Raw genomic sequence first — 21,199 nt, 5'->3', positions numbered from 1 at the left:
AAATACCCGGAGAGAGCACTTGCTGACGGATTTACTCAAAGACAAACCGGCCATTCGACCCATTGAAAAGGCAGCTGTTGTTGTGATTGGCGTGGGCCTCATGACGCTGGCGGCAAAGGTGCAGATTCCGTTCTGGCCCGTGCCCATGACCCTGCACACGCTGGCCGTGATGAGCTTCGCGCTGATTCTTGGGCCGAGATTGTCCACCGCGATTTTTGCGGCCTATCTGGCAGCAGGTGCCACCGGAATGCCAGTCTTTTCCGGCAGTCCAGAGCGCGGCGTGGGCCTTGCCTATATGATGGGACCAACCGGCGGTTATCTTTTGGGCTATTTCATTGCCGCATGCCTGGTGGGCGTGCTGGGCCATGGCAAACCGCTGCTGCAACGGTGCATGGCCTGCCTTGCTGGCCTTATTGTGATTTATGGCGCGGGCCTGCTTGGCCTTTGGGCTTTTGTGCCATCCGAAAAACTTCTGGCAGCGGGTCTTGCGCCATTTTTGGTGGGCGATCTGGTGAAATGTGCCTTGGCGGTGATGATCACCACCCTGATTGCAAAGAGCGGCCAAACATCATCGGGAATGCAGGCATGAGCGCAGATATAAGACACGACTGGAGCGTGGACAACATTGTGGCCGTGCACAACCAGCCGCTTCTGGCGCTGGTGGGGCGCGCCAACGCCGTTCACCGACAGCATCATGATCCCAACCACGTGCAAAAGGCCAGCCTGCTTTCGATCAAAACCGGAGGCTGCCCGGAAGATTGCGCCTATTGCCCTCAGTCCGCCCATCACCGCGATGTGGCCCTGACAAAAGACAGGTTGATGAACCCGGATAGCGTTCTCACGCTCGCCAAACGGGCGCGGGATGCCGGGGCAGATCGCTTCTGCATGGGGGCTGCGTGGCGGCAAGTGCGCGATGGCAAGGAATTCGATGCTGTTTTGACCATGGTGCGCGGCGTGCGCGCGCTTGGTATGGAGGCCTGCGTGACCTTGGGCATGTTGCAGCCGCATCAGGCCGAGCAATTGGCGCAGGCGGGTCTCACGGCCTATAACCACAATCTCGATACCAGCCCGGAATTTTACGGCGATATTATCTCCACGCGTACCTACGAAGACCGGCTGGATACGCTGGCAACCGTGCGCGCCTATAATATTGAGCTGTGCTGCGGCGGCATTATCGGCATGGGTGAAACGGTGCGCGATCGCGCATCCATGCTGCATGTGCTTGCCAACATGACACCGCATCCCGAAAGCGTGCCCATCAACGCGCTGGTGCCAGTGGCCGGCACGCCGCTTGCCAACCGCCCGCGGATTGATCCGCTGGAACTGGTGCGCATGGTGGCCACCGCGCGTATTGTTATGCCCACAAGCATGGTGCGGCTGTCCGCTGGTCGCTCAGCGCTCAACAGAGAGGCACAAATTCTCTGTCTGATGGCCGGAGCCAATTCCGTTTTCTACGGCGATACCCTGCTGACCACGCCGAACGCAGGCCCAAGCGCGGATGATGACTTGTTCAACGCCATCGGCCCTTGGGTCGAGCAAGGGCAGGCTGTTGCGGCCGAATAGAGCGGCACCCCACCGAAGCCGTGCCCGTTGCCTACCAACGGGCACAAACAAATGATGTTAAGCAACGCTTTTCAAATGTGATCACTGGAAGAATGCGCCTCGCTATTCAAAGCAGCAAAAGGAGTTTAAATCTCCACAACAATGCCTTGGAGTGTCAGGCGAGAAAGAAAGATTTCAAGTCTGAAGACACGACCTATCCGTCATGGAGACACGCTCATGTCTATCGCAGCCCATGATAATCGCAAGCAATATGGCAACAGTGACAAACTTGCAGCCCGCGCGCGCCTTGTTACCAAGTACACGATCAGTGATGTTAGCTGGTTTCCATGGATTGCCAGTCAATTACCGCTCAAAAATGGCGATCACGTTCTGGATATTGGCTGCGGCCCTGGCTGGTTTTGGTCATCCGCGCGTGACAAATTGCCGAAGACGTTGGATTTAACCCTGTGCGACCTCTCGGAGGGCATGGTGAAAGAAGCGCAAGCGCGTTGCGAACCTCTGAACTTTGGCGCTTTCAAATGTCAACAAGCCGATGCCAGTGCCCTACCATTTGAAGACCAATCTTTTGACGCGATCATTGCAATGCACATGCTGTATCATGTGCCCGATCTGGAAAAAGCCATCGCGGACATGCATCGCCTGCTCAAGCCAGGCGGCTTTTTGGCCGTGACAACAAACGGCATCGGAGACTCGGCTAAAATCTATCAACTGGCGACGGTTTTCGGCAGCCCACCCCACAACCCCGTCGCCAGCGTTTTTGGCTTTGACCATGCGAATCGCATGTTGAGCGCCCAATTTGGCAATGTCAGGATGAGCCAACATCCGGCTCGGCTTCATATCACCGATCCGGAGGATGTCTTCATGATGCTGACGTCCTTTCCGCCCGGCGACGAGGCGGATGAAAATCAGCTTGCCAATCTTCGCGATGCGATCGCAAAGGAATTTGTTGCAGGAAAGGGTGCGTTGGAAACTGAAAAGCAGTTCGGGCTGTTTCTGAGCGTAAAAAATCAATAACGTACTATGAACGCGCCGAGTAAAAGCGGGCCGTCAATGGCTGACCTTTACTCGGCAAAACCCGCCGCGGCGACAGCCGCTTACTTCGTCAAAAGCTGCTTCACCACGCCGGATGCCTTGGCAAAATCCATTTGCCCGGCATAGCGCTCTTTCAAGGCGGCCACCACTTTGCCCATGTCGCGCATGCCTTCGGCGTTGATCTCGGTGATCACGCCAGCAATCGCTTCGCGCACTTTTTCGTCGCTCATCTGCTCGGGCATAAATGTCTTGATGATCGCGACTTCTTCGCGTTCCTGAGCGGCCAGTTCGGGGCGGGCATTGTCTTCATAGATCTTGGCTGATTCTTCGCGCTGTTTGACCAGCTTGGCCATGAGCTGCAAGATGTCGTCGTCGCTCAACTCAGCCTTGCCCTCGCCACGGTTGGCAATGTCGCGGTCCTTGATGGCCGCCTGCACCAGGCGAATGGTGGAGAGTTTGCGGGTTTCCTTGGCCTTCATCGCATCCTTGAGAGCGGCGGTCAGATCCTCACGTAACATGTCTTTTCTCCTTGTTGGGCGGCAGAAAATGCCAAAGCGCCATCTATTTTAGCGTGGTGATACCTCTGTCTGCTAAGACGCGCAATGAAAGTCTGCTGGAACAGGGTCGGGAAATCGATTGTTTGATTGATTGATGAGAAAATAACCTCAAAGGCCGTACTTAACGAATTTTATCGTGGCAGAGCAAAAAAATCAGCAGCCAATCCAACAACATGCTTATGTACTGCTTCACGTTGCAAATCGGCATGATCAAGAAACAACTCAGGTGCAGCCTGTATCCCCGCAAGGGTTCCTTCTGACAGAAAGGTATAATGGCCTGCCCCACGTTTGATGATGCTGATTGCGATGGACGAAACATTGTCGTGCAGCCATTTGCAGCACTCCTGCGGCGGCGCAACCGTATCAGCGTCGCCGCCAATCAGCAGAAGGGGCTTGCGAACTTGATGTAAACTGTCGATATCAAAACCAAGTACCGACCTTCCCGGTGCGATCACCAATGCGCACGCAATTCGGGCATCGGCATAACTATCGCGCCGCCGGTCCCATGATTCGCGAAAGACTTTGCTCCTCTGGAGTTTTGGAAGTTCATCGACAAGGTCAGGAAATTCTCTTGGACCTCGGATAGGGCTTTTAACCGGGTTGTCGGGTTCAAATTGCGAATAAGCAACACGCGCGCCCATGAGAAGCATAGCCGTATAGGCACCGGCAGAGAAACCAGCAACATGGACTCGATCATCTATCGGCGCACCGAGCGCGTGTCGCCAGCTCTCGTCACTTAAAAGCGCGCTCAAATCTCTCGCCCGCTCCCACATACAAAGAAACCCTTCGGCCCGATACGGCTCCGAACCAGTATGGCCGTGATGATGGGCAGCAAGAGCCACAAAGCCTTGCTGTGCGAGCCCATAAGCCAGCCATTCCATTGCTGATGGGGTGGCACCGCTTCCATGCGAGAGCAAAACCAAACGAAAAGGATTGTCCGTTAAACGTGGCTTGGCACCATATGCGACCGGGTGTTGTTTAAACCATGACGTATCAGTGGGGTGAACTGCACCAACATGATCTTCTGCCGGATACCACAGCGACCAAGCCAAAGGCCGGGCACCGGAGGCATCCCAATTCAGCCGTGTCTCGTCAAAGCTCATTCCCGTTTGGAAGCCAATAGGCACTGAGCCCTCCTTTGAAATAGCCCCCTACCAATGCGCACAGAGAGAAACTCTGATACAAATCGTACCTCACAACAAGCTGCACTTGGCTGCTCCGCACAAAATTGCATGCCGAGATCCAGCTTCGAGACCCGAATCCCACTTGTTTTACCCAGGGAACAATTGACCTGCCCCACACTTGTCGTCTATGTACCATCGCCTGCACACACATCGACATCAGGTTCCCGCACGCGCATTCATCTGCTGCGTGAGGACACTTGGCACACATATAAGGCCACGCGCCGCCGGTTTTGATGCGCCGGGGCAAAAGGCTGGAAAAGGAACGGATATGACCGCTACATCGCCATCGCCCACCGCCCCCTGGACCACAGCCAAGCCCACTGCCCTTCTCGTTCTGGCCGATGGAACGGTCATTGAAGGTCAGGGCGTTGGCGCAACCGGTATCGTTCAGGCCGAAGTGGTTTTTAACACAGCGCTGACCGGCTATGAGGAAATCCTCACCGACCCCTCCTATCTCGGCCAGATCGTCACCTTCACCTTCCCGCATATCGGCAATGTCGGCACCAATGAAGAAGATATTGAAGACCTGACACCGGCTGCCCGCCACGGTGCGGTCGGCACCATTTTCAAAGCCGACATCACCGAGCCATCCAATTATCGCGCCTCCAAGCATCTCGATGCATGGCTGAAGGCCCGCGGCATCATTGGTCTGTCGGGTGTTGATACCCGCGCGCTGACCGCATGGATCCGCGAAAACGGTGCGCCAAACGCCGTGATTGCCCATGACGCCAACGGCAATTTCGATATTGACGATCTGAAAGCCAAAGCAAAGGCCTGGAGCGGTCTTGAAGGTCTGGATCTTGCCAAGGTGGCCTCCTCTGGCCAGTCGTCGGTGTGGAATGAAAAGCCATGGGTATGGAACGAAGGCGTCAGCGAACTGGCAGATGCCGACGTTGCCTATCACATTGTCTGCATGGATTTTGGCGTCAAGCGCAATATCCTTCGCCTGTTTACCGGCCTGAACTGCAAGGTCACGGTTGTGCCTGCCAACACCAGTGCTGCTGATATTATTGCGCTGAAGCCCGATGGCATTTTCCTCTCCAACGGCCCCGGAGATCCAGCCGCCACGGGTGAATATGCGGTTCCAGTCATTCAGGAGTTGATCAAGACAGACATTCCCATGTTTGGGATCTGCCTTGGCCACCAGATGCTGGGTCTGGCCCTTGGTGCCAAGACCGAGAAGATGCATCAGGGCCATCATGGCGCGAACCATCCGGTCAAGGATTTCACCACCGGCAAGGTTGAGATCGTTTCGATGAACCACGGCTTCGCGGTGGATTCCAAGTCTTTGCCAGAAGGCGTTGAAGAGACTCACATTTCGCTGTTCGACAACACCAATTGCGGCCTGCGCCTGACCGACAAAAATGTGTTCTCGGTCCAGCATCACCCGGAAGCATCGCCCGGCCCGCAAGACAGCCACTACCTGTTCCGCCGCTTCATCAACATGGTGCGCGAAAACAAGGGCGAAGCGGCTTTGTCTGAACGTTAAAACCGGATTTGAACGCTAAAAAACATAAGCCGACCAATCACTTGGTCGGCTTATTTGATTCTTGAGCAATACATCAAGACGACGACACTCGACCCTCTGCGGTTTTGCGGCGGCCATAGCGGTAGCTCCAGGCCATCAGCAGCGCAAAGCAGGCAATCCACATCACTTCGCTGACAGGCAGAAAAACATCAATGGGCAAAAGCGGAATGAGCACAAGGCGCAATCCCGCCTCACACATCAAGCCGACGCACCAGACAGTGGTGATGACACGCATGGCCTTGCGAAATTGCGGGGCGGTTTGCCAAAGTTCCTCGGCGCGCGCGCGCCCTTCAGCATCACTGGATTTGAGATAGAAAATCAAAGGCCGTTTGGCAAACAGGGACAGACCAAACACCAGACCGACACACCCGGTGATCAACGATCCCTTGGCAAGCGCCAGATAGGGACTGTTGAAATAAAGGCTGGTGATCACCGATGCCAGTGTTGCGGCAAGGGTTAAAATGCCAATGGCCTGAATGCGGCGGCTGCGCACAAAGGCGATGACAATCGAACCGATCGGGAAAATCGCCCCGACTGCGAGGGCGACCACCGTTGAAACACCATGCGAAGACAAAAACAGATAAGTGAGATACGGCAGACCTGCACTCACAACAATGTCTTTCAACACGGCAGCTTTCCTCTAAATGGCGGCGATCCGCATTTCATGGCGAAGTCGTAAGATGAAACGAAGGCCGAGCATGATGGCGGCGCTGGACAAGCCAATCAAAAAGCCAAACCACACACCAAGGCCGCCAAGCCCAAGCGGAAAGGCCATAAACCAGGCCAGCACAAACCCGATGGGCCAATAGGAAATCAGCGCCAAAATCATCGGCACTCTGGCATCCTTGAGGCCACGCAACAAGCCAGCCGCAATGGCCTGCAAGCCATCGACCAGCTGAAAAATACCGGCAACGACCACCAAAGGGGCGGCATAATCCAGCACAGCTGCGGCATCGTCACGGCCGCGATCCAAAAACAGGCCGCTTAGCTCATTGGAGAAGAAAAAGAACAACAAGCCGCCGCAAAGCGAAAGTGTGGCCGCAATGCACACCACAGCAATAGAGGCCCGCACCACATTGGCAAAATCGCCACGGCCATGGGCCACACCGACCCGCACCGTGGCTGCCTGCGCAAGGCCAAGCGGAATCATGAAAGCAATCGAGGCCAATTGCAGTGCAATGCCATGAGCGGCCAGCTCAATCGTTCCGATTGACCCCATCAGCAAGGAGGCGGCGGTAAACAGGCCCGCTTCGGCAAGCACGGTGACGCCAATGGGCAGGCCAAGGTGGATGACATCGTGCAGCGCCTCCCAATCGGGCCGCCAGAAGCGTACAAACAGCTCATATTTGCGGGTCATGCTGTTGAAGTGCAAATAGGCCGCCATGGCCAGCATGGCAAAGATATTAACCGTCACCGCAACCCATGCGGCACCGAGAATGCCAAAGGCTGGAAAGCCAAAATGCCCCAGCACCACGCAATAGGCGAGACCGGCATTCAGCAGCAGCGTCGCAATGGTAATGTAGAGCACAATCTGCGCCCGGCCGATGGCGCTCACCAGCGCGCGCATAACCGCAACCACAAGCGCCGCAGGCAGGCTGATCCACATGATGCGAATATAGCTTGATGCCAGCTCGGCCACATGCGGCACCTGCCCAAGGGCCAAAAGCACATTTTGCGAATAATGAAACAGCGGCCACATCAACACGCTATAGGCCAGCGACACCCACAAGCCCATGCGGATCGAGCGTCGGGCCAGCCGCACGTCGCCCTTACCGTAAGCATTTGCCACCATGGGCATAACGGCGATGGCAAAGCCGGAGCCAAAAATAAACACAGTGAAGAAAAACTGTCCGGCCAAAACCAGAGCTGCCAGGGATTCGGCCCCCAGACGGCCCACAATCACCACATCGGTGGTGTGAATGGCCAATTGGGCGAGCTGTGCACCCACCAATGGAATCCCCAACGCCAGCGTTGCGCGAAAATGGCTGCCCCAACCAGCAGCGTTGCCGCCAGCTTTTGCAAGTGAAACCTGGTTCATGATTGCTTCCAAAACGAAAAATGCCGCGCCCAAAAACAAGGCAAACGGCCATTTATGCAGCGATACGCCATCAAGTGGGATGTTTCAACCACAAGCCAACGCAGGACAAATGTTTTCGCAATTCCATCACATTGATTGATGGATCAAATCGACGAGCAAACGCCGCCTCATCAAACCGGGTCGGAAAAAGTGTCGCAAGCCTCCATCCGGGCCTGATCAAACCCGCGCTTGAACCACTTCATCCGCTGGGCAGAGGTGCCGTGATTGAAACTCTCCGGCACGACATAGCCTTGGGCGCGCTTTTGCAGCGCGTCGTCGCCAATCTGTTGGGCGGCATTCAGGGCTTCTTGCAGATCACCTGCCGAGAGCAAGCCTTTGTCATCGGCCTTGCGGCCCCAGATTCCGGCAAAGCAATCGGCCTGTAGCTCAACCCGAACAGACATTTTATTGGCTTGCGCCGGCGTCATCGTCTGACGCATCTGGTTGAATTTTGGCAACACGCCGGTGAGGTTTTGCACATGATGGCCGACTTCATGGGCAATCACATAGGCTTGGGCGAAATCGCCAGAGGCTTTGAAGCGGCGCGAAAGCTCTGTGAAAAACGCCGTATCGAGATAGACCTTTCGATCTCCCGGACAATAAAATGGCCCGGTCGCAGACGATGCCGTGCCGCAAGCGGATGGATATTGCCCCGAATACAGGCTCAATTTGGGCATATCATATTGACCACCATGGGCCTCGAAAATATCCGTCCACACATCCTCGGTTGAGGCCAGCACGCGCTGCACGAAGACTTTCATCTCCTGCTCAGCACCAGATGCGTTTGATTGCTGCTGATAGGATGATGACCCGCTGCTACCATCATCAAGCAATTGCGCCACATCAATGCCCATAGCGCGAAGGCCAAAATAGATCAGCGCGAGAATGATGATGGTCGACAGGCTTAAACCGCGCCCGCCACCGCCGCTTGGAAAGCGAATTCCGCGTCGGCCAAAATTACCTTGGCCAAAGCCGCTGCCGGATCGACCTCGCACATCTTCAACATTGTCAGATTTTCGCTGTCCATCCAGTTCCATGCCCGTCCCCCAAGCCGACAGAGCGCATAAAATGCGACCCTATCGAACACCTATACGCTTATCAGGACAGAAACACATGGCCAGACCGATAAGTTCCCAGCCATGTTGCGCCAGCCATTCTAGCTTTCAGCATAGACATAGGCGCCGCCGCGCGTCAGAGCCCTTTGATAGGCCGGGCGAGACCGTATGGCGTCCAGATAACGACGAACAGCTTGAACATCGCCTGTTTGATCCATGCGGCTCATGCCGGCTTCCACCGGAAAACTCATGGCTATATCGGCGGCAGAAAACGCATTTCCGGCAAACCAGCCGTCGCGGGACAATTCGCTGTTCCAATAGGCGAGATGGTCGGCCAGTTGGGGATCAATCAGCTTGCGCTGCACGCTGTCGGAAATCAGCTTGCCCACCGAGCGCAAGAATATCGGCATCTGGCGGGGCAGGCGCAGGAAAACCAGCTTCATCAGCAACAGCGGCATGGCCGAGCCTTCAGCATAATGCAGCCAGTAAATATAGCGCAAACGCTCATCGGTGCCGCCCGGCGGACGGAGCTTATGCTCTTTATCATATACGCCAATCAGGTATTCGATAATCGCACCGCTTTCGGCAATCACCCTGCCCTTGTCCTCAATCACCGGAGATTTGCCAAGGGGATGAATGGCCTTCAGCGTTGTGGGCGCGCGCATGTCGGCACCCCGCTTGTAGGTCTTGATATCATAGTCAAGACCCAACTCCTCCAGCAGCCAGAGGATACGATGCGCTCTGGAATTTTCGAGATAATGAACGGTAATCAAATCAAGCACACCCTCAATGAAATTGATATTTCAGCTTATTGCAATGCGAACACATCATCAATCATTCAGGGTTAAAGTCCAGAGCACATATGCAGATCGAACGTCAGATTTAAATTGCCAGCACCTTGATGATATATCGCACACGCCCCAGAGTTTTGTTGATTACCCTCATTATAGCGTCCTACGCCTTGATGATGCCGCTGTCCTTAACAACCGGGCTGACAATCGATGTCTCTCAGTGGCTTTTAAGCCTTTCACCGTTTCTAATCTCCTGTATGACGCTGGCAGTCTATGCCAGACACAAACGCTATGGGCGCATTTCGTCCATTGCGGAATGTTTTCTCTTTGGCGTACTTTTGGGCCTGCCCATTCTGTTTTCCACCTATGCCGCCATGAAGCTGGACAGGCCTTTAGCCGACCTTTGGCTGCGCCAGATCGATCAGGCCATGGGGCTGGATTGGTGGAGTTTTATCCGCACGGTTGATCGGCATCCGCTGCTCGCGTGGAGCCTTGGCATTGCCTATCAGAGTTTCGGCTTTCAATTGATGGCGATACCCATGGTTCTTTGTGCCGTTGGGCAAAAAGATCGCGGCTACACAATGATTCTCTGCTTTGGGGCCATCGGCTATTGTGCCAGCATCATCGCCATCTGGTTTCCGGCCCAAAGCGCCTATGTCACCTATCATCTGGCAGAACATCCGCCGCTGCACATCAACACGTCGCTGGGCTACGGCTTTCTGAGCGAATTCAATGCCGTGCGCAGCCAACACACTTTCGTGCTGGAAACCAGCAAGGCGGCGGGCATTATCACCTTTCCATCGGTTCATGCCGCCTGTGCTGTGCTCTACAGTTGGGGGGCTTGGTCGATCAAGCCAGCGCGCTACCCCGTTCTTGGCCTCAACCTGATGATGGCCGTGGCTGCCCTCTCTCATGGCAGCCACTATTTCATTGATATTCCGGCCGGTTTTCTGCTGGCAGCCTGCGTGATCGCCGCCCTCACCGCCGTGACCACACAAAGCATCAATCCAGCACAAGCAACTCTTCAAAGTGGTGCATATCCTCAAATGCACAAAAGGCGGGTGGATCAAGTTCAATATGATCAAACTGCGCACGCAGTTCATCGCGAACCTCACCCAGCATTGATTGCCACTGAAACAGCGCCTGCTCACTCAAAGGCCGGATGACATAGGCAAAGGTGATGTGAAATTGATAGCTGTCGTGATCAGGATGGCGATAGCCAAACAGATCGGCCAGCCGATTGCGCCACTCCGCCATCGCCGCGCGGTCTTGCGCTGTAACACCCTCCACTTGCAGGCCGGTGGGCAACATATGGGTCACATGCACACGAAAGCTTGGGCCTTTGCGAAAATGCTCCAACCTTTGCGCCAGAATTTCGGTCATATCGTCAATCGGTGTTTCAAGTGGAATATCGGCTGGCCAATAGGGAAGCGCACGGCGATATTCGATAATGCCTTGAAACAACGTCATGTGCAGGCTGGATTCGGCGGTAAAGGCCAGTCTATCCGCCTCCACCATGCTCATGTAACGGCTGCGGGCATTGCTGATCGCCTGGCGGTTTGGCGAGCCTTCCGTCAAATGGCACACAATTGTATTGCCGGGTTCGGGCAGAAATTTTCCTTCCTGATTAAACCGAATGCCGAGATGGCGAGACGCACCTTCGCCTTCCGTTTCGGAAAAGGGCAAAAGAGCAGGCAAAAGTTGGGTGTGCGACATAAAGCGATCTCCGTTACGTACCGCCTGGAGTTAACACCTGTCTTCACAACAATTGCATGACAAGCACCCCCCAATTGGCTGGAATTCACCACACCGGAAAAACTGTTCACTTATCCGTATGAAAAGATGAAATCGGGGGTTCCGCTTTGTCCAAGAATTCCCTATAAGCCGCTTCTAGCCTGAAATGACCATTGATCTGCGCCCGGCCGGTGAGCCCATCACCTTGGCCGCTTTTTGCGCAGCATTAAGAGAACGGATAGAGACATGCCAAAGCGCCAAGATATAAAATCCATCCTGATCATCGGCGCAGGTCCGATTGTTATCGGACAGGCATGCGAATTTGACTATTCCGGCACACAGGCCGTCAAGGCGCTGAAGGAAGAGGGTTACCGGGTTATTCTGGTCAACTCCAACCCCGCCACCATCATGACCGACCCCGGCCTTGCTGACGCCACCTATGTGGAGCCGATCACCCCGGAAGTAGTGGCCAAGATTATTGCCAAGGAGCGCCCCGATGCACTGCTGCCCACCATGGGCGGCCAGACGGCGCTGAACACTGCGCTTTCGTTGAAGCGCATGGGCGTTCTGGACCGCTACAATGTTGAAATGATTGGCGCAAAGCCTGCCGCCATCGACATGGCCGAAGACCGCGCCCTGTTTCGCGAAGCCATGGCCCGCATTGGCCTTGAAACGCCAAAGTCGCTGCTGGCCAACGCCACCGAAATCAAGGATGCCGACCGCAAGACCCATGAGGCCGAGCGCGAAAAGCTGAAGGCTTCGCTGTCTGGTGATGCGCTGGACAAGGCGCTGGACGAGCTGGAAAACCAGTGGAACCTTGGCGAAACCGACCGCAAGCAGCGCTACATGAGCCATGCCATGGCCATTGCCGCCCAAGCGCTGGATGTTGTTGGCCTGCCCGCGATTATCCGCCCGTCCTTCACCATGGGCGGCACCGGCGGCGGTATTGCTTACAACCGCTCAGAATTCTTCGAGATCATCAATGGCGGTCTCGACGCTTCCCCCACCACCGAAGTGCTGATTGAAGAATCGGTTCTCGGCTGGAAGGAATATGAAATGGAAGTGGTCCGCGACAAGGCGGACAATTGCATCATCATCTGCTCGATTGAAAACATCGACCCGATGGGCGTGCATACCGGCGACTCCATCACCGTTGCCCCTGCCCTGACCTTGACCGATAAAGAATACCAGATCATGCGCAATGCCTCGATCGCGGTGCTGCGGGAAATTGGCGTTGAAACCGGCGGCTCCAACGTGCAGTTCGCGGTCAACCCTGCCGATGGCCGTCTGGTGGTGATTGAAATGAACCCGCGCGTGTCGCGCTCGTCTGCACTTGCGTCGAAGGCCACGGGCTTCCCGATTGCCAAGGTGGCCGCCAAGCTGGCGGTTGGCTATACGCTGGATGAGCTGGACAATGACATCACCGGCGGTGCAACGCCTGCGTCGTTTGAGCCATCGATTGACTATGTGGTCACCAAAATTCCACGCTTTGCCTTTGAAAAATTCCCGGGTGCAGAACCAACGCTGACCACGGCGATGAAATCGGTGGGCGAAGTAATGGCCATTGGCCGTACCTTCTCCGAGAGCTTGCAGAAAGCCCTGCGTGGTCTGGAAACTGGCTTGACCGGTCTGGACGAAATTGAAATCCCCGGCCTCGGCCAGGGCGATGACAAGAACGCCATCCGCGCCGCCATTGGCACACCAACGCCAGATCGTCTGCGCATGGTGGCTCAGGCTCTGCGCCTTGGTATGTCGGAAGAAGAAGTGCATGAAGGCTGCAAGATCGATCCATGGTTCATCGCTCAGCTGAAGGCGATTACCGATCTGGAAGCCCGCATCCGAGAACACGGCCTGCCAACAGATGCTGAAAACCTACGCAAGATCAAGGCCATGGGCTTTTCAGATGCCCGTCTCGCCAGCCTGTCGGGCAAGCGCCCGAAGGAAGTGGCAGAGCTGCGCAATGGTCTGGATGTGCGCCCCGTGTTCAAGCGCATTGATACCTGCGCTGCCGAATTTGCGTCACCCACCGCTTACATGTACTCGACCTATGAAACGCCTTTTGTCGGTGCTGCCCGCTCGGAAGCGCAAGTGTCGGATCGCAAGAAAGTGGTCATTCTCGGCGGTGGTCCAAACCGGATTGGCCAAGGCATCGAGTTTGACTATTGCTGCTGCCATGCCGCCTTCGCCTTGAAGGATGCTGGCTTTGAAGCCATCATGATCAACTGCAACCCGGAAACGGTCTCCACCGACTACGACACCTCGGACCGCCTGTATTTCGAGCCGCTGACCGCTGAAGACGTGATCGAAATCCTGCGCGCCGAGCAGGAAAAGGGCGAAGTGGTTGGCGTTATCGTGCAGTTTGGTGGCCAGACGCCGCTGAAACTGGCCGAAGCGCTGGAAAAGAACGGCATTCCGATCCTCGGCACAGCGCCGGACATGATCGACCTTGCCGAAGATCGCGACCGCTTCCAGAAGCTGTTGATGAAGCTGGATCTGACCCAGCCCAACAACGGCATTGCTTACTCGGTGGAACAGGCCCGCGTGATTGCTGGCGAAATCGGCTATCCGCTGGTAGTGCGCCCATCCTACGTGCTGGGTGGCCGCGCCATGCAGATCATCCATGATGAAAACATGCTGCAAACCTATCTGCTCGATACGGTTCCCGGTCTGGTGCCTGAATCGATCAAGCAGCGGTATCCCAACGACAAGACCGGCCAGATCAACACGCTGCTGAGCAAAAACCCGCTGCTGTTCGATAGCTACCTCACCAACGCCATTGAGGTGGATGTGGATGCGCTGTGCGATGGCGAAAATGTCTTCGTTTCCGGCATCATGGAGCATATCGAAGAAGCTGGTATTCATTCCGGTGACTCGGCCTGCTCACTGCCATCACGCTCGCTCAGCGACGAGATGCTGAATGAACTGGAGCGCCAGACGGCCGCCATGGCCAAGGCGCTGAACGTTGGCGGCTTGATGAACGTGCAATATGCCATCAAGGATGGCGTGATCTACGTTCTAGAAGTCAACCCACGCGCTTCGCGTACCGTGCCGTTTGTCGCCAAGACCATTGGCGCACCAATCGCCAAGATTGCCGCCCGCATCATGGCTGGTGAAAAGCTGGATGCCGCCATTGCGGCTTACGGCAAAAAGCCCGACCCACGCAACCTGAACCACATTGCCGTCAAGGAAGCCGTTTTCCCGTTTGCCCGCTTCCCCGGCGTCGATACGCTGCTGGGCCCAGAAATGCGCTCCACCGGTGAAGTCATTGGTCTCGACACCAACTTCGCGCTGGCCTTTGCCAAGAGCCAATTGGGTGCAAGTGTTGAGCTGCCGCGCGATGGCACAGTGTTTGTCTCGGTGCGCGATGACGACAAGACCCGCGTTCTGCCCGCCATCAAGCTTTTGGTCAGCATTGGCTTCAAGGTTATGGCAACGGGCGGAACGCAGCGCTTCCTGGCCGAGCAAGGCATTGAAGCCATCAAGATCAACAAGGTGCTGGAAGGCCGTCCACACATTGAAGATGCCATCCGCAACCGTCAGGTCCAGCTAGTGATCAACACCACCGACTCAAACAAGGCGATCTCGGACAGCAAATCGCTGCGCCGCGCCGCATTGATGCAAAAGGTGCCTTACTACACCACAATGGCTGGTGCTTTGGCGGCTGCCGAAGCTATTCAGGCTTTGAAGAATGGTCAGCTGGAAGTGCGCCCATTGCAGAGCTATTTCTGATCAAACCTCAGATCTGAGCCCGCATACTGCCGCGCGTCACCCCATGACGCGCGGCATTTTTATGAAAGCCGGCAGAAACGAGGATGGGACATGACCGATTCGGATGAGATCGAAATTATCAACGAACGTCTGTTTGCGGTTGATCGGCAAACACTGTTTGATAGTTTCGCTGACCCGAAAAAGCTGTGCGACTGGTGGGGACCAGATGGTTTCACCAACACGATCCATGTGTTCAATCTAACGCCCGGCGGTGAGTGGAAAATCACCATGACCGCCTCAAATGGTACAGATTTCGTCAACCACTCCACCTTTCTGGAGGTCGAAGCGCCCAAGCGCATCAGCTTCATCCACCATGAGCCTATCCATGTTTATCGCATGGAAATGGCGTTTGGAGAGGAGGCCGGAGGAACCCGCCTGATATGGCGGATGTTTTTCAAAAGTTGTGAAGAAAATCAAATGCTCAAGACATTCATTGCCGCCGCCAATGAGCAAAATTTTGATCGACTGGAGCGTCTGCTTGGCATCCATTAAAAACGCTTCGCAGTCGACAAAAATACCCCCTGATTTTGTCGGGCAGGAACGATTGTAAATGCAGCAATTCGAAATATCTGGAAATTCACTGTCACACTCTGCTATAGTCCTTAGAGTTTGATTTGTGGCTGGTTCCGTGGCTTTGCTTCGGGACCTGTTTTATTTTCATGTCCACCCATGCGGGCATGAAAGGTGAAGGAAGAGGACATGGTTGAAAAGGTACCGATGACACAGAGCGGCTTCTCCAAGCTTCAGGAGGAATTGCGCTGGCGTCAACAAGAAGAACGTCCTCGGATCATTGAGGCTATTTCTGAAGCGCGCGCCCATGGCGACCTGTCGGAAAATGCCGAATATCATGCTGCCAAAGAGGCCCAGAGCCATAATGAAGGCCGTATCTCCGAGCTGGAAGACCTCACGGCCCGCGCCGAAGTGATCGACTTGTCGAAGATGTCTGGCACCAAGATCAAGTTTGGCGCAACCGTCAAGCTGGTGGACGAAGACACGGAAGAAGAAAAAAGCTACCAGATCGTTGGCGATCAGGAAGCCGACGTCAAGGCTGGCCGAATCTCGATTTCCTCTCCCATTGCCCGCGCCATGATTGGCAAGGAAGTGGGCGATAGCATTGAAGTTGTCGCACCCGGCGGCTCCAAGGCTTACGAAGTTATTGCGGTCAATTGGGGTTAAGCCAATTTCCAGCAAAGTGCAGCTTCGCAATATCCTGGTCATCGCGCCCAATTTCAAAAAACGCCTGTCTGGTGTCACCTCCACTCTGGTTCAATTGATTCCAGAGCACAGGCGGCGCGGGTTGGGTATTGCGACGCTTGGCCCCGGCCTGCCAGATGACATGCCCGCCATGTCATACTGGCAGTTGCCGCTTTTGTGGAAACGTCCGCAAAACGCATCGCACCGCGTCTGGCATGCCCGCCGCAACAATGAAATGTTGGCGGGTCTGATCTTGCGCGATGTGTTGCGCATGCCGCTGAAATTGCTGTTTACCTCGGCCGCCCAGCGTCATCATAGCGGCTATACCCGTTGGCTGATCTCAAAGATGGATGCCGTTGTGGCCACCAGCGGGCGCTCCGGCTCTTATCTGAAAGTGCCGCACACCGTCATTCGTCACGGCATTGATACCGCATTGTTCCACCCGCCCACCAGTGAAGACGACACAATTTCGGCCACCCATCTGCCCGGTCGCTATCTTGTTGGCTGCTTTGGTCGTGTGCGCCACCAGAAAGGCACAGACCTTTTTGTCCGCGCCATGATTGACCTTTTGCCGCAAAACCCGGATTGGACAGCCGTGGTGTCTGGCCGGATCACGCCAGACCATGCCGCCTTTGCCGATCAGCTCAAGGCGGATATAGCCAAGGCCAACCTGTCGGATCGCATTGTTTTTCTGGGCGAAGTTGCCGATATCAAGCCCTGGTATCGCCGCTTGAGCCTTTATGTTGCGCCTTCGCGCAATGAAGGGTTTGGCCTGACCCCTTTGGAGGCCATGGCCTCACAAACCGCAGTTGTCGCCTCCGATGCCGGAGCCTATGCCGAATTGATCGCGGAAGGCAAAACCGGCTCTGTTGTGGCCGCTGGCGATTACGACGCCTTGCGCGATGCCATCGCCCCCTATCTGGCCGATCCGGAAATGGCCTACCAGCATGGGCTGGCCGCGATCACACATGTGTCAGAACATTTTGCTTTAAAAAACGAGGCAAAATCGCTTGAAAAAGAATACGCTGCATTGCTCGGAACCGACTTGGGCACTACCTGCGTATTTTAAATCTTTCAAGGACGTAATTCTTATGCAGGTGCTGATCATTAATCTCGACAGATCCACGGATCGCCTTGCGTTTCAACACGCGCAAATGGCAGCACTCGGATTAAGCTACACCCGCATTCCGGCTGTCAACGCGCAAGACCTGACCATCAATGAAGCCGATCCCTATTGGAACCGTTGGGAACGGCCAATGCGTCTTTCAGAGAAAGCGTGTTTTCTCAGCCATCGTGCCGTGTGGACACAGATTTCGCAAAGTGATCAACCCGCTCTTGTGCTGGAGGATGATGCGGTTTTATCGATCACAGTCCCGGCTCTGCTTGCGCAATTGGCCAAGCGTCAGGATATTGATCATTTGACCCTTGAAACCCGTGGCCGTAAAAAGCTGATGGCGCAACAACACACGTCCGATTCCGCCGTAACAAGGCTCTACCAAGACCGATCTGGAGCCGCCGCCTATATTTTGTGGCCAACCGGCGCAAAAAAGCTGTTGAGCAGGACGTCACGGCAGGCCGCCATTGCCGACGCTGCCATTTGCGCAACCTATAGCCTGCGCTCCTTTCAGGCAGAACCCGCGCTGGCCGTGCAGCTAGATTTTTGCGCCCATTACGGCGTCACACCACCTCTGCACACCGCAACGTCCATCAATGAAAGCAGGCCGAAATCAAGCACCGCATTTTTGCTGCGCCGCGTGATCGCGCAAATACGTCAGGGCCTTCGCCAGCTCACGCACATCGGCATTGCATCCCATCGTCACGCCACGCTGAAGCCGGAGGATTTTGCCCATGTCAATCAGCTTAACCTCTCGCAGCCTGCCCAGCTCGCAGTGTGAACCAAGGTTGACAGTCCTTAAATCTCCAGCGCGCCCAACCGCTTGATCTGGCGGATGGTCAGCATGGTGCGCACTGTATCCACATGCTCATTGCTGGTCAGCACCTCGATGACAAAATCCTGAAACACCGTGAGGTTTTCAGCCACGCATTGCAGCAGAAAATCGCTCTCGCCATTGACCATCCACGCCTGACGCACCAGCGGCCACTGATTGGTGGTGGCGGCAAACGCCTTTAGATTGGCATCCGATTGATGCTTCAAACCCACCATGCAAAAGGCCACCAGATCAAAGCCAAGCTTGGGGCCGTTTAAAAGCGCATGATAGCCTTGGATAATGCCGCCCTCTTCCAGCTTGCGCACCCGCCGCAGGCAGGGCGGTGCCGAAATGCCGACCCGCTCCGATAGCTCCACATTGGTCATGCGGCCATCGCGCTGCAGCTCTCTTAGAATTTTTATGTCGATAGCATCCAGTTCGGCACGAAACACCAGCGATCACCTTTCTCTGTTCCCTCCCTCAAGGTTATGACGCCAGCGGCGATTGCGCGCAAGAATATGTCGCGAATGCGCATAAAAATTGCGGTGGATTGAATTGCCCTGTTGTTAAAGCAATGCTGCCCTTGAATAAATGCATAGAGCCTTCATAAATGAAAAGAAGAAAAGGCGAGGAAGGCATCCTATATGCGGTCTTTCAACACGTCCCTCGCCCTTGAAAGGAACTGACATGTCTGCCCGTCACACCAAAGTGCTGATCATCGGCTCTGGCCCTGCCGGTTACACTGCCGCCATTTATGCTGCGCGCGCCATGCTGAAGCCGGTGCTGATTGCGGGCATGGAGCAAGGTGGCCAGTTGATGATCACCACCGATGTTGAAAATTATCCCGGTTTTGGCGATCCGATTCAGGGCCCTTGGCTGATGGAGCAAATGCTCAAGCAGGCAACCCACGTTGGCACTGAAATTGTCAATGATCTGGTGACCGAGGTGGATACCGCGCACCGCCCCTTCACCGTCAAAACCGATAGCGGCACCATCTGGACGGCTGACACGCTGATTATCTGCACCGGTGCCAAGGCCAAGTGGCTTGGCATTGAAAGCGAACAGCATTTTCAGGGTTTTGGCGTTTCGGCCTGCGCCACCTGCGATGGCTTCTTCTATCGCAACAAGGATGTGATTGTGGTTGGCGGCGGCAATTCGGCGGTGGAAGAAGCACTGTATCTGTCGCATATCGCCAAGTCTGTCACCGTCGTACACCGCCGCGACAGCTTCCGCTCGGAAAAAATCCTGCAAGAACGCTTGTTCGCCAAGGAAAACGTCAAGATTGTCTGGAATACCGTGGTCGATGAAGTCACGGGCATCCCGGCCAAGCACCCCATGCCACCATCGGTAACCGGCGTGAAGCTGAAGAATATTCAAACCGATACCATCACCGAAATGCCGATTGACGGCGTGTTTGTGGCCATTGGCCATGCGCCAGCCGTCGAGCTGTTCAGAGGCAAGCTGAAATTGAAGTCCAATGGCTATCTCTGGACTGCCCCTGATTCGACAGCCACCGATGTGCCCGGCGTGTTTGCCGCAGGCGACGTGACCGACGATGTCTATCGTCAGGCCATCACGGCTGCCGGCATGGGCTGCATGGCGGCTTTGGAAGCAGAACGTTTTCTGGCCGTGGCAGACGCCCCGGCCCTAGCTGCGGAGTAAGAGCATGATGCGAGGGGGCAGCAATATACCGCTGGATTGGGACAAGTTGCGGATTTTCCATGCCGCAGCCGAGGCTGGGTCCTTTACCCATGCGGCCGATAAGCTGCACCTTTCGCAATCGGCCATCAGCCGTCAGGTCAGCGCACTAGAGCAGGACGTGGGCGTGAAATTGTTTCACCGCCACGCCCGTGGTCTTATTCTCACCGAGCAAGGCGAGCTGCTCTATCGCACCGCCCATGATGTGCTGCTGAAGCTGGAAACAGTGAAAATGCAGCTGACGGAAACCACCGACAAGCCCACCGGCAAATTGCGCGTTACCACCACCGTTGGCCTTGGCCAGGGCTGGCTGACCGATAAGGTGCAGGAGTTTCTGCAACTTTATCCCGATATGTCCATTCAGCTGATCCTCGACAATGAGGAACTGGATGTGAACATGCGCCATGCCGATTGCGCCATTCGCCTGCGCCAGCCGCAGCAATCAGACCTGATCCAGCGCAAGCTGTTTACCGTGCACATGCATGTTTACGCAGCACCATCCTATATCAATCGTTACGGCGAGCCGCAGACCATTGAAGATCTGGACAATCACCGCATCATTTCCTTTGGTGAGCCTGCGCCAAACTACCTGCTGGATGTGAACTGGCTGGAAGTGGCAGGCCGCTCGTCTGATAATCGCCGCATTCCGCATTTGCAGATCAACAGTCAAACCTCCATCAAGCGCGCCTGCCTGTTGGGAATCGGCGTTGCCTGCATGCCTGATTATATCGTGGGACGCGATCCGGGCCTCATCCAACTGCCCATCAACGCCGATGTTCCGTCGTTTGATACCTATTTTTGCTACCCGGATGAGATGAAAAATGCGGCGAAGCTAAAAGTTTTTCGTGATTTCATCGTTGCCAAAGCCAGAAACTGGAGTTTCTGATTTTTTCACAACCGTGAAGCATCTGGTCGATAACATCCCTGAAAATAAGGGATTTTTCCTGCATTGGACATTGTTGAACAATCTCTCAATAACGACAAAATTGAGAGACTTGCGACACTTGCATGCCTCCCATGCACAAAAAAGCATTGTTCACTGCACAAAAAACCATCATACAGCACATAGCTGATGCACACGGTGGCTTCC

Annotated in this window: 19 protein-coding genes and 1 pseudogene; 12 read left to right on the top strand and 8 right to left on the bottom strand. The window is 55.3% G+C overall.

Annotated features, from left to right (window positions below; translation table 11 throughout):
- Positions 1-19 precede the first annotated feature (19 nt).
- The 3 genes from BJF95_RS13325 (at position 20) to BJF95_RS13315 (ending at position 2,577) form a co-directional block, all read left to right on the top strand.
- Entirely contained in the window at positions 20-589 is a 570-nt protein-coding gene (locus BJF95_RS13325) for a biotin transporter BioY (protein ID WP_075639924.1), read from the top strand.
- Complete coding sequence (gene bioB / locus BJF95_RS13320) at positions 586-1,563, top strand: biotin synthase BioB (RefSeq protein WP_075639923.1); 978 nt, start codon at positions 586-588, stop codon at positions 1,561-1,563. The genes BJF95_RS13325 and bioB overlap by 4 nt, the downstream gene beginning before the upstream one ends.
- 216 nt (positions 1,564-1,779) lie before the next feature.
- Positions 1,780-2,577 (top strand): class I SAM-dependent methyltransferase, encoded by a 798-nt coding sequence (locus tag BJF95_RS13315; RefSeq protein WP_075639922.1) that lies wholly within the window; start codon positions 1,780-1,782, stop codon positions 2,575-2,577.
- Between the two features lie 80 nt (positions 2,578-2,657).
- On the opposite strand, the gene BJF95_RS13310 is transcribed toward BJF95_RS13315, so the two are convergent.
- Both BJF95_RS13310 and BJF95_RS13305 read right to left on the bottom strand, forming a co-directional pair.
- Positions 2,658-3,113: a GatB/YqeY domain-containing protein gene (locus BJF95_RS13310; RefSeq protein WP_075639921.1), complete on the bottom strand. Its 456-nt coding sequence runs from the start codon at positions 3,111-3,113 to the stop codon at positions 2,658-2,660.
- A gap of 170 nt (positions 3,114-3,283) precedes the next feature.
- Entirely contained in the window at positions 3,284-4,279 is a 996-nt protein-coding gene (locus BJF95_RS13305) for an alpha/beta hydrolase family protein (protein ID WP_075639920.1), read from the bottom strand.
- A 325-nt stretch (positions 4,280-4,604) separates the two neighbouring features.
- Here BJF95_RS13305 and carA point away from each other — a divergent pair, with 325 nt between their 5' ends.
- Positions 4,605-5,825 carry a glutamine-hydrolyzing carbamoyl-phosphate synthase small subunit gene (gene carA / locus BJF95_RS13300; RefSeq protein ID WP_075639919.1) on the top strand — a complete coding sequence of 407 codons (1,221 nt, stop codon included), beginning with the start codon at positions 4,605-4,607 and terminating at the stop codon, positions 5,823-5,825.
- 73 nt (positions 5,826-5,898) lie between these two features.
- Here the strand turns inward: carA and BJF95_RS13295 are convergent, their stop codons facing one another.
- The 4 genes from BJF95_RS13295 to BJF95_RS13280 all read right to left on the bottom strand — a co-directional run bounded on the left by BJF95_RS13295 (position 5,899) and on the right by BJF95_RS13280 (position 9,769).
- Positions 5,899-6,492 carry a VC0807 family protein gene (locus BJF95_RS13295; protein WP_075639918.1) on the bottom strand — a complete coding sequence of 198 codons (594 nt, stop codon included), beginning with the start codon at positions 6,490-6,492 and terminating at the stop codon, positions 5,899-5,901.
- A 12-nt stretch (positions 6,493-6,504) separates the two neighbouring features.
- Positions 6,505-7,902: an MATE family efflux transporter gene (locus BJF95_RS13290; RefSeq protein ID WP_075639917.1), complete on the bottom strand. Its 1,398-nt coding sequence runs from the start codon at positions 7,900-7,902 to the stop codon at positions 6,505-6,507.
- Positions 7,903-8,072: 170 nt separating this feature from the next.
- On the bottom strand, positions 8,073-8,978 hold the full coding sequence (ypfJ, locus tag BJF95_RS13285) for a KPN_02809 family neutral zinc metallopeptidase (RefSeq protein WP_075639916.1): 906 nt from the start codon (positions 8,976-8,978) through the stop codon (positions 8,073-8,075).
- Positions 8,979-9,097: 119 nt separating this feature from the next.
- Positions 9,098-9,769 (bottom strand): glutathione S-transferase family protein, encoded by a 672-nt coding sequence (locus tag BJF95_RS13280; protein ID WP_075640337.1) that lies wholly within the window; start codon positions 9,767-9,769, stop codon positions 9,098-9,100.
- Between the two features lie 128 nt (positions 9,770-9,897).
- Between BJF95_RS13280 and BJF95_RS24420 the strand changes: the two are divergent.
- Positions 9,898-10,749, top strand: a pseudogene (locus tag BJF95_RS24420) (phosphatase PAP2 family protein); the annotation flags it as partial.
- Between the two features lie 40 nt (positions 10,750-10,789).
- On the opposite strand, the gene BJF95_RS13270 reads toward BJF95_RS24420, so the two are convergent.
- On the bottom strand, positions 10,790-11,503 hold the full coding sequence (locus tag BJF95_RS13270; RefSeq protein ID WP_075639914.1) for a DUF1868 domain-containing protein: 714 nt from the start codon (positions 11,501-11,503) through the stop codon (positions 10,790-10,792).
- Positions 11,504-11,767: 264 nt separating this feature from the next.
- Between BJF95_RS13270 and carB the strand changes: the two genes are divergently transcribed.
- From carB to BJF95_RS13245, 5 genes are all read left to right on the top strand, one after another.
- Positions 11,768-15,250: a carbamoyl-phosphate synthase large subunit gene (gene carB, locus BJF95_RS13265; protein WP_075639913.1), complete on the top strand. Its 3,483-nt coding sequence runs from the start codon at positions 11,768-11,770 to the stop codon at positions 15,248-15,250.
- 90 nt (positions 15,251-15,340) lie between these two features.
- Entirely contained in the window at positions 15,341-15,781 is a 441-nt protein-coding gene (locus BJF95_RS13260; RefSeq protein ID WP_075639912.1) for an SRPBCC domain-containing protein, read from the top strand.
- Positions 15,782-15,988: 207 nt separating this feature from the next.
- The gene (gene greA, locus BJF95_RS13255) at positions 15,989-16,465 is read left to right on the top strand and encodes a transcription elongation factor GreA (protein WP_075639911.1); all 477 of its coding nucleotides are present in this window, start codon (positions 15,989-15,991) and stop codon (positions 16,463-16,465) included.
- Positions 16,455-17,552 carry a glycosyltransferase family 4 protein gene (locus BJF95_RS13250; RefSeq protein WP_245297339.1) on the top strand — a complete coding sequence of 366 codons (1,098 nt, stop codon included), beginning with the start codon at positions 16,455-16,457 and terminating at the stop codon, positions 17,550-17,552. Before greA ends, BJF95_RS13250 begins: the two co-directional genes overlap by 11 nt.
- 22 nt (positions 17,553-17,574) lie before the next feature.
- Positions 17,575-18,378 (top strand): glycosyltransferase family 25 protein, encoded by an 804-nt coding sequence (locus BJF95_RS13245; RefSeq protein ID WP_075639909.1) that lies wholly within the window; start codon positions 17,575-17,577, stop codon positions 18,376-18,378.
- A 17-nt stretch (positions 18,379-18,395) separates the two neighbouring features.
- Here BJF95_RS13245 and BJF95_RS13240 read toward each other — a convergent pair whose 3' ends face one another.
- On the bottom strand, positions 18,396-18,863 hold the full coding sequence (locus BJF95_RS13240) for an Lrp/AsnC family transcriptional regulator (protein ID WP_075639908.1): 468 nt from the start codon (positions 18,861-18,863) through the stop codon (positions 18,396-18,398).
- A gap of 235 nt (positions 18,864-19,098) precedes the next feature.
- Between BJF95_RS13240 and trxB the strand changes: the two genes are divergently transcribed.
- Both trxB and BJF95_RS13230 read left to right on the top strand, forming a co-directional pair.
- Positions 19,099-20,073, top strand: coding sequence for a thioredoxin-disulfide reductase (gene trxB, locus BJF95_RS13235; RefSeq protein WP_075639907.1), 975 nt, complete (start codon positions 19,099-19,101; stop codon positions 20,071-20,073).
- A 25-nt stretch (positions 20,074-20,098) separates the two neighbouring features.
- On the top strand, positions 20,099-20,995 hold the full coding sequence (locus tag BJF95_RS13230; protein ID WP_075640336.1) for a LysR family transcriptional regulator VtlR: 897 nt from the start codon (positions 20,099-20,101) through the stop codon (positions 20,993-20,995).
- Positions 20,996-21,199: the final 204 nt, after the last annotated feature.

Origin of the sequence: Rhizobium oryziradicis, assembly GCF_001939045.1 — a bacterium.
In the GTDB taxonomy this organism is placed as follows: domain Bacteria; phylum Pseudomonadota; class Alphaproteobacteria; order Rhizobiales; family Rhizobiaceae; genus Allorhizobium; species Allorhizobium oryziradicis.
Note: the sequence above shows the minus strand (reverse complement) of the source record. Positions and strands in the feature narration are given on the sequence as shown.